Origin of the sequence: Nitrosomonas sp. Nm132, from assembly GCF_900100485.1 — a bacterium.
Lineage (GTDB): Bacteria > Pseudomonadota > Gammaproteobacteria > Burkholderiales > Nitrosomonadaceae > Nitrosomonas.
Genome location: NZ_FNDH01000033.1, coordinates 23,006 through 31,853, shown reverse-complemented (window position 1 = coordinate 31,853; position 8,848 = coordinate 23,006). Strand labels below are relative to the sequence as shown.

Annotated in this window: 7 protein-coding genes; 3 read left to right on the top strand and 4 right to left on the bottom strand. The window is 44.0% G+C overall.

Features of this window, described 5'->3' with window-relative positions; genetic code table 11:
* Positions 1-433 precede the first annotated feature (433 nt).
* The gene (locus tag BLP80_RS11055; RefSeq protein WP_090543221.1) at positions 434-1,804 is read left to right on the top strand and encodes a DEAD/DEAH box helicase; all 1,371 of its coding nucleotides are present in this window, start codon (positions 434-436) and stop codon (positions 1,802-1,804) included.
* Positions 1,805-1,948: 144 nt separating this feature from the next.
* Here the strand turns inward: BLP80_RS11055 and BLP80_RS11050 are convergent, their stop codons facing one another.
* Genes BLP80_RS11050 through rfbA form a run of 4 tightly spaced genes read right to left on the bottom strand, consistent with a single transcriptional unit; the run spans position 1,949 to position 5,721 of the window.
* A complete protein-coding gene (locus BLP80_RS11050; protein ID WP_256325060.1) occupies positions 1,949-2,731 on the bottom strand; it encodes an alkaline phytoceramidase in 783 nt (260 codons plus the stop codon).
* Between the two features lie 59 nt (positions 2,732-2,790).
* Entirely contained in the window at positions 2,791-4,164 is a 1,374-nt protein-coding gene (gene radA / locus BLP80_RS11045; RefSeq protein WP_090543217.1) for a DNA repair protein RadA, read from the bottom strand.
* Positions 4,165-4,210: 46 nt separating this feature from the next.
* On the bottom strand, positions 4,211-4,756 hold the full coding sequence (rfbC, locus tag BLP80_RS11040; RefSeq protein ID WP_090543215.1) for a dTDP-4-dehydrorhamnose 3,5-epimerase: 546 nt from the start codon (positions 4,754-4,756) through the stop codon (positions 4,211-4,213).
* Between the two features lie 2 nt (positions 4,757-4,758).
* Positions 4,759-5,721, bottom strand: coding sequence for a glucose-1-phosphate thymidylyltransferase RfbA (rfbA, locus tag BLP80_RS11035; protein WP_256325059.1), 963 nt, complete (start codon positions 5,719-5,721; stop codon positions 4,759-4,761).
* Between the two features lie 178 nt (positions 5,722-5,899).
* On the opposite strand from rfbA, the gene BLP80_RS11030 reads away from it, so the two are divergent.
* Together BLP80_RS11030 and BLP80_RS11025 are read left to right on the top strand one after the other, a co-directional pair.
* Positions 5,900-7,540, top strand: a complete 1,641-nt coding sequence (locus BLP80_RS11030) for an ABC transporter transmembrane domain-containing protein (RefSeq protein WP_090543213.1) — start codon at positions 5,900-5,902, stop codon at positions 7,538-7,540.
* A gap of 69 nt (positions 7,541-7,609) precedes the next feature.
* Complete coding sequence (locus tag BLP80_RS11025; RefSeq protein ID WP_090543211.1) at positions 7,610-8,848, top strand: endonuclease domain-containing protein; 1,239 nt, start codon at positions 7,610-7,612, stop codon at positions 8,846-8,848.

Here is an 8,848-nt window from a genome sequence, read left to right as displayed (position 1 = left end):
GTTTGCACCACAGCGCACGCGCACATACTGATGAGGTCATCGCTAAGCTTTGCGAGGAGCTCAATGCTACTGAAACCTTCTTTCCTCGATCTGGACTTCGTCTGATCTTTAAATTGGGGTCATCTTAAAATCGTCGGGATCAGGGGGTCTGTTGTTACGTCGAACTCACGTTGTATTATGGTCCGCCAATAAAAAACTCGACACAATCGATAATTCCTGTATACTACACGGTCTATTCAAATAGTAACCATCTTTTTAGATTCCATCGTTTCTGACCTCCTTTCAATTTTCCCTCTGTTTAGTCTGGAAATTGCGTAATACCACTGGTTAGCTGCGATGTTTTATTTCTGCGCCAGCGGTATTGGTAGCCTATGAGTTCTTGGTCTCAATCCCTGCTCGCGTATTTTTTACTTATACACATCAGGAAAACAACGTGTCTTTTGAAGATTTAAATTTACATCCCGCTATTATCAAAGCAATTAATGACTTAGGTTACACTACACCTACACCTATCCAACAACAAGCCATTCCAGAATTAATTCAGGGCCATGATGTCATGGCTTCGGCCCAAACGGGCACGGGCAAAACTGCTGCCTTCATGTTACCCGCACTTAATCGCCTAGCTACCCCTACAAAAGTAAACGGCCGTGGGCCACGCATACTGGTATTAACGCCTACTCGCGAACTTGCTTTACAAGTTTCCGATGCCGCAAGCAAGTATGGCAAATACCTGACTCGCATCAAAGTCGTCAGTATTCTGGGTGGAATGTCTTATGTATTGCAAAACAAATTATTATCTCAACCAGTCGATATCTTGGTTGCAACACCTGGCCGCCTAATTGATCACATTCAGCGGGGACGCATTGATTTCTCACGTCTGGAAATGCTGGTATTAGACGAAGCAGATCGTATGCTTGACATGGGATTCGTCCAAGATGTCGAAAGTATTGCCTCAGCTACACCATCAAGTCGTCAGACTTTATTATTTTCTGCCACACTTGACTCGACGATAGACAAGATTGCAGCGCGATTATTGAAATCCCCTAAACGTATTCAGGTAGCTTCGCATCGTACCAAGCTCGAAAATATCGAGCAGAGACTTCATTATGTAGATGATCTCTCTCATAAAAATAGATTGCTCGATCATTTACTCCGCGATCAATCACTTAAGCAAGCCATCGTTTTTACCGCAACCAAACGTGACGCAGACGATTTAGCTGACGATCTTGCAGCGCAAGGACATGAGGCTAGTGCACTTCATGGCGACATGAGTCAGCGTGAACGCACTCGCACGCTGACTAAATTGCGGAACGGCAGGCTTCGTATCCTGGTTGCTACCGATGTTGCGGCAAGAGGAATCGATGTTGCTGATATTACTCACGTTATTAATTTTGATTTACCAAAATTTGCCGAAGACTATGTGCATCGTATCGGGCGAACAGGCCGCGCCGGCGCATCCGGCATTGCTGTCTCCTTTGCCTCTGGAAAAGATAGCATTAGCCTAAAAAGAATCGAACGTTTTACGGGACAGCGCTTTACACCCTCTGTCATTCCGGGTATGGAGCCAAAATTCAAACATCGAATTGGGCAAAATGATGGAAAAGCCCAAAGGACTCCCCATGTTGCTCATAAACGTAATCGTTCTTGGGCATCGAATGAAAGAAATTCATTTAACTATGCTGATTCAAATAAAAGCCATCCTCATAAATTTGATCGGGCAACCCCCAACGATAACAGGAAGCGCTCCTCCTTTAAGCGTCCAAGTCAATTCAATGTAGGTATCCATGCTGAGCCGGGCAACTAATGCAATTCCACAAGCATAATCTTGTAAAAAGGGAAGACTGAGCAAACAGCTACGGCAGGTTGCTGCCGTAGCACAACATTCAATTACCCTCTGTTTACTTTACAATAAATTCAGGTATTTCATTTTTTCTACTTCAAATATCGATTACCTTTCTTTTTGATCTGCTTGATCAAATCTCTCTAGCAATCTTCGTTTTTTTAACATACGCAAAATCCAGTAAATAGCCAAGGCAGCAAGAAGATGTTTAAGCGTATGGCCACTCACAATCTGGCCAAAATGATAAATCTCCTTGTCCAACCTTTCCGCGAGCTTAGCCAGACCATACAGAAAAATAACCATATAAATATCTACTCCACGCGTATAGCGAGAGGGAAATAAAATTACCAGTAAAACGATCAATAGTATCGAGAAAAACTGCACTACAATATAAAAATTCAGGTTCCCAGCACCTTGCTGTTCACTCCAGTACCAATAAACTACACTCGCCATCCCAATCATGACCAGCACCGGCAACCATTGCAATCCTTGTCTGATGTCAATACGCTCGGTCACGGTTGCCGCTAATAGGCCCATTACTCCCGTCGCTATCGGTAATCGATCCCAAAATAACGCACTGTTTTCTGGCCCCCAATGATAATAAGCTGACCCCACACTCACCATGATGGCACTTAGAAACACGATCAGGTATGGCCAGCATTCTGCCAATACAGTAAAAGTTTTTTGTGAGGGCAGCATCCTCACCCGCCTAAGAAACACTAAACCTACTATCCCAACCAACAAAAAAATCAGATTTGAAGCAACATTGAGAAAATTAGGTACACCCAGAAATGAACGCTGATCGATAAGCTCATGATATGAAAGAGGCTGAGGAACGGATGGCAAGATTGCAGCCACCACTAACGCAATGATGAAAAGCATCATCAGCATATAAAATCTCACCTTCATAGTTTTCAATATCAGTCACAAAAGTGCGCATTGGTCCTTCTTTAACGCAATTGAGCCACCGCTTCTTCAACACGCCGCACCGCGATAATCTCCAGACCAGGGATAGCCTGCTTGGGTTGGTTGGCTTTAGGGATAATCGCTTTGACAAAACCTAATTTAGCCGCTTCTTTCAATCTCTCCTGACCACGCTGGACAGGGCGCACCTCTCCTGCCAAGCCGATTTCACCAAACACCACTATTTTTTCAGGCAGTGGCTTATTTTTCAGCGAAGAAACAATCGCAAGCACAACAGCCAAATCCGCTCCCGGCTCGGTTATTTTGACACCCCCAACCGCATTGATAAACACATCCTGATCAAAGCAGGGAATGCCTGCGTGTCGATGCAACACCGCCAGCAGCATCGCTAGGCGGTTTTGCTCCAGTCCTACACTTAATCGCCTTGGATTAGGCGCATGCGCCTCATCCACCAACGCTTGGATCTCCACCAATAATGGGCGCGTCCCCTCTTGTGTCACCATCACACAAGCACCGGGCACTTGCTCATCGTGATGGGAAAGAAACAAAGCCGAGGGATTGCTTACTTCACGCAGACCTTTCTCAGTCATCGCGAAAACACCTAACTCGTTGACGGCGCCAAAGCGGTTCTTGAATGCCCGAATCAAGCGAAAGCTGGAGTGAGTATCCCCTTCAAAGTACAGCACGGTATCCACCATATGTTCGAGCACACGTGGCCCAGCGAGCGCACCTTCCTTGGTAACATGGCCAATCAGAATCATGCAGACTCCTTGAGCCTTGGCTAATCGTGTCAACTGAGCAGCGCATTCGCGAACTTGAGCGACTGATCCTGGCGCAGATTGCAGTGTCTCCGCATAAATTGTCTGGATCGAATCAATCACTGCTACTTCGGGTTGATGCTCAGCAAGCATCGTTTGAATGTTTTCCAGCTGAATCTCGGTCAATAGTTTGATTGCTGTCACATCCAGTGCCAAACGTTTAGCCCGCATCGCAACTTGCTGTGCCGATTCCTCACCGCTAACATACAATACCTGATGCTTGGCCGACATGGCTGATAGCGCCTGCAATAATAACGTGGATTTACCAATACCCGGATCGCCTCCAAGCAGAACGACCCCCCCCCGCACTAGCCCCCCCCCCAACACCCGATCAAATTCGATCATGCCTGTCGAATAACGGGGGAATTCCTGCGTTTCAATCTCATTTAAATTGTGCACCTGACTAAGCATGGTTGCAGGAATAAGACGAAAGCTATTTTTATCGAAACTCGTGTAACCCGTTTTCTCAGCAACCGCTTCCACAAGTGTATTCCATTCCCGGCAGTGCGGGCATTGGCCCTGCCACTTCAAGGTTTGGCCACCACAGGCATTACAGAAATAGAGAGATTTAGACCTGACCATTGATTATTTGACAGCGCTATCTTGATCAAAAGCACTGGCTGATTGATTAGTCGTAAGTCTCTGCCTCGTAAAAAGGTTTTCCTTGCGCATCTTTCGTCGATAACACCGGCTCCTCATCGATTGGCCAATGAATGTTCAATACCGGATCGTCCCAGAGAATACAGCGCTCATGCTCAGGTGCCCAGTAATCAGTTGTTTGATAAAGAAATTCTGCGAAAGCTGAGAGTACGACAAAACCATGGGCAAATCCTTCGGGAATCCAGAGCTGTTTCTTGTTTTCTGCGCTGAGAATTTCTCCTATCCATTGCCCAAACGTGGGAGAGGGTTTACGAAGATCTACTGCCACATCAAATACTTCACCGGCAATTACGCGCACCAATTTACCTTGAGACTGCTTGATTTGATAATGCAATCCGCGCAAAACATGTTTCATGGAACTTGAATGATTGCTTTGCACAAATGTGACGTTTCTACCGATCAAAGCGTTGAATTGTCGCTGATTATAGCTTTCATAGAAAAAACCTCGTCCATCACTGAATACTCGTGGTTCGATAAGATACACATCAGGTATCGCCAATTGGGTCACTTTCATATTCAATCAGGCTTCTCCTTATTACAGGCACCATCAATGTAAGCATGCTTGAGTATCTGCATCAAATACTGACCATAACTATTTTTATTTAGCAGATGCGCCAGCTTCTCCAATTGAACAGCATCAATCCACCCCTTTCGATAAGCAATTTCTTCTGGACAGGCCACTTTAAGCCCTTGCCGGTGTTCTATCGTTGCCACAAACTTACTCGCATCCAGCAATGATTCAAAGGTACCCGTATCGAGCCATGCATAGCCACGTCCCATAATTTCAACATTGAGACTATTTTGTGCCAGATAAAGCCGGTTGAGATCAGTAATTTCCAGCTCATTCCGTGCTGAAGGCTTAAGGCTCTTTGCAAAATCAACCACCTGCTGATCATAAAAATACAATCCAGTCACAGCATAATTTGATTTAGGCTGCCTGGGCTTTTCCTCCAGATCAACCGCACGACCCTTTTCATCAAATTCAACCACACCATAACGTTCAGGATCATTGACATGATAGGCAAAAACACTCGCGCCTTGATCACGTATCATAGCGTTATCGAGCAAATCCTGGAAATCATGCCCATAAAAAATATTATCCCCCAGAATCAACGCGGAATTATCATTGGCAATAAATGATTCGCCAATGATAAAAGCCTGCGCCAATCCATCGGGCGATGGTTGGACAGCATAAGATAAATTCAGTCCCCAGTGCTCACCACTTCCCAGCAAGTGTTTAAAAAGCGGCGTATCCTGCGGTGTAGAAACGATGAGGATATCTCGAATACCCGCCAGCATCAGTGTGCTCAGTGGATAATAGATCATCGGTTTATCAAAAACCGGTAGTAGCTGCTTGGAAATCACCTGAGTAACGGGATATAGCCGTGTACCAGATCCACCCGCTAAAATGATGCCTTTTCTTCGGCAAGCAGCGGCCTGTGTCTGATTAACTGGATGTATTGGAGTAATTTTCATCATTTTATTTTTTGCATTAAATTTGAATGCTTCTATCAATCATTTAAATCAAACCTCATTCAAACGGAATATATAAATTTACCAATGATATTTCTCGTACTTATGAACGTGCATGATTTTTTTGTCATCTTTTCTTCTGCGAGATGCATCAATTGTATATTGATATTTAGATAAACTGGCTATGACCGAAATACAATTGTTCCGTCGCCTGATGACATGGATTGCTCCCTACTGGACAATGTTCGCTTTTGCTATCAGCAGTCTGATCGCCATTGCACTGACCACATCCCTATTACCATTACTCATCAAACAACTACTCGATAGCGTTCTGAATAGCAAAAACGACTTAGAAGGATTTCAGTTTGCTCTACTGACAATACTCGGCTTATTAATTATACGTAGCATCGCAAGCTTTTCTAGTAGTTACGCAATTAATTGGATAAGCGGAAAAGTCGGAATGGATCTTCAAGAAACACTGTTTGAGAAACTCTTGGCACTGCCGGTTTCCTATCCTGAGCAGCATGATTCAGATAAGTTAAACGCTTATTTCTTTTCAAATATCGACCAGGTTACCGATGGCATCGCTCAAATATTGGCCATTCTAGTAAAAGAGATATTCATAGTTATCGGATTATTGATAGTGATGCTCTGCGTAAATTGGGAATTCTCGCTCATGGAGCTTTTAATCATGCTGGCTATCGGCTCAATCATCCAATTTGTCTCTCAAGTAAATGATTCAAATCAAAGAACACCTCACCCATCAATGGGCTCTCCTCTGCTCTCCCTAACGTTGATCAAGCACATCAAATCGATCAAACTCGATGGCAGTCAGTCACAAGAAAGCCAGCATTTTTGCAATTCAATTGAGCACCAAAGAAACCTTATCCTCAAGCAAGCAGTCATCAAAACATTCAGTAGAACTATTGCCCTCATTATTATTACTACCCTCCTGGCGGCATTCTTTTTCCTGTTTAAGCAGCAGCTCAATCTTCACATGATAACGGCCGGAGATACAGGAGCTCTGATCATAGCGGCACTGATGCTTGTTGTTCCTATAAGACGTTTACTGAACATGCAATTATCTTTACAAAACAGGTTTCAAGTGATCCACCATATCGATTCACTCCTCACGCAGCAAAACGAATCAGATTCAGGCAGCGTCGAGATAGCCCGCACACGCGGTCAGCTTCGGTTTGAAGAGGTCAGTGTTTATAACTATTCACAAACCTGTCCTCTCCTCTTCAGCCTCACATTGACTATACAGCCTGGTGAAATCGTTGCGTTGGCAAGCTCCAGCGATGGTCGTCAGGAAAGAACGTTGATTGATCTCATTGCACGTTTCATTCACCCGTCAGAGGGGAGGATATTGCTGGATGATATCGACATTGCCACGATAAAACTAACTGACTTGCGGGCAAACATTGCATGGTTAACGCCAGATACTAAGCTTCTAAACGATACCATCGCAGCCAATATCGCATATGGCACAACGCGCTGCGCGACGGAGGCCAGCATTATAAAAGTTGCACGCACTTGCCATGTTACGAAATTTGCGCGTGGAATGCCTTATGGACTGCAAACCAGAATTGACACAAAAGATATTGAGCTCTCGGAGAATCAGCGCCAATGTATCTTGATCGCCCGAGCATTACTTAAAAATCCAGCGATTGTCATCATTGATGAAACCACGGCCGTGTTCAATACTCATTGCGCTTTGGTAGATGATGCACTTGATAACCTAATAAGAAACCGAACCACTCTGATTATTTCCCCTCGGGCAACCATGCTTGAGAAAGCGCATCGAATCCTCGAGCTGGCATAGACGGAATGACTGGATTACAGAAAAATACTTTCTTACGGATATGCTTAATGCCACGAAACGGGTAAATAAATGGCTTTCAATCTTAATAATGCTCAACCAGAACGAGCAACATTTGTTCCTTACCAGCTCGATATACATCAGCAATGGCGCAAACAAGGCACTCCAACACTTTCTACTATAAGTGGATATCCTGACAATATCCGAAAAATATGGCAACAGTGGATAACAAACCATACGCTAACAACAACAACTTGGTCACCTGATACATCTCAATCATTATCCACATGTTGGCTAGAAGCGCTGCTTGCAAAACAAACATTACGGAGGCATTTTTTAGAATATCTAGCAGTAATCAATAAATGTACAACAGAGCATATTCTTCACCGTTTGATTGGAAAAACTCGTTATGAACTAGATATATTTCAACGAAATTTACCTATAAATCTTTCCACGGCTGGTGACGTTCTATTGCACTGGTTTATTGAGCTGATTGCACGAGAACAGGAAATCACCCCTCTTTTTGTCCCGGAACTAGTGAAAATCTTAAATGTGCAAAATGGACAAGATAGTCAAAATGACCTGGCAGTATTTACAGAATTCTTTCCCCTCGAAATTCTTCCTGCACTGCTGATTGAAATCACTAACTGTAATCATCTCAACTCTTCTTCAATTCGCTCCATAATTCAGCTTATTGAGTCCCTGCCGAAACTTCCAGTTGCCCTATCAGTTCCACCTGATACCTTGGCGCACTATTTTTCGAGTACAGCCGAGTCTAGAATCAAAACGATGCTGCACACAGGTCTGATTGCTATAAATCAGCAAGACAGTCTAAAAATCAATCTCCCACCTGAAACAACCTGTTTTCTGCAACAGTATCACGCATCGACGCAATTAATTAATGAAGCTAAATCGCTGCTTCGAGTACCCTCTGAAGCGCCCATTGATTGTTCAAATGCCCGGAGCCAAGCCGAACTGTTTCTGTTTAATGTACTGGAACTGGTGCCGGATACCCATGGTATCTTCAAGCTTAATACCAAAATGCCGTTTACATTTGGCAATCAAGCTATGGAAATCGATTTATACGCACATAAAGAACGGATCGCTATAGAAATCGATGGTTATTATCATTTTCAGGAACTGGAGACATGGCGCAGAGACCGCCGCAAAGATCTTGCGTTGCAAATACAAGGAATTCTGGTGCTTCGTTTTTTGGCGGAAGATGTGGTCACTAGACTAGAAGAAATTCTCAACACGATACGGTTTACCCTACGGTCCGGTCGAAAAGAAGACAAATTCAAGGATAACTAA

What these genes read in the sequence shown, in the direction of transcription:
- BLP80_RS11050 (WP_256325060.1), bottom strand. Translation starts at nt 2,731, where the DNA reads ATGCTGATGATGCTTTTCATCATTGCGTTAGTGGTGGCTGCAATCTTG.
- radA (WP_090543217.1), bottom strand. Translation starts at nt 4,164, where the DNA reads ATGGTCAGGTCTAAATCTCTCTATTTCTGTAATGCCTGTGGTGGCCAA.
- rfbC (WP_090543215.1), bottom strand. Translation starts at nt 4,756, where the DNA reads ATGAAAGTGACCCAATTGGCGATACCTGATGTGTATCTTATCGAACCA.
- rfbA (WP_256325059.1), bottom strand. Translation starts at nt 5,721, where the DNA reads ATGATGAAAATTACTCCAATACATCCAGTTAATCAGACACAGGCCGCT.
- BLP80_RS11030 (WP_090543213.1), top strand. Translation starts at nt 5,900, where the DNA reads ATGACCGAAATACAATTGTTCCGTCGCCTGATGACATGGATTGCTCCC.
- BLP80_RS11025 (WP_090543211.1), top strand. Translation starts at nt 7,610, where the DNA reads ATGGCTTTCAATCTTAATAATGCTCAACCAGAACGAGCAACATTTGTT.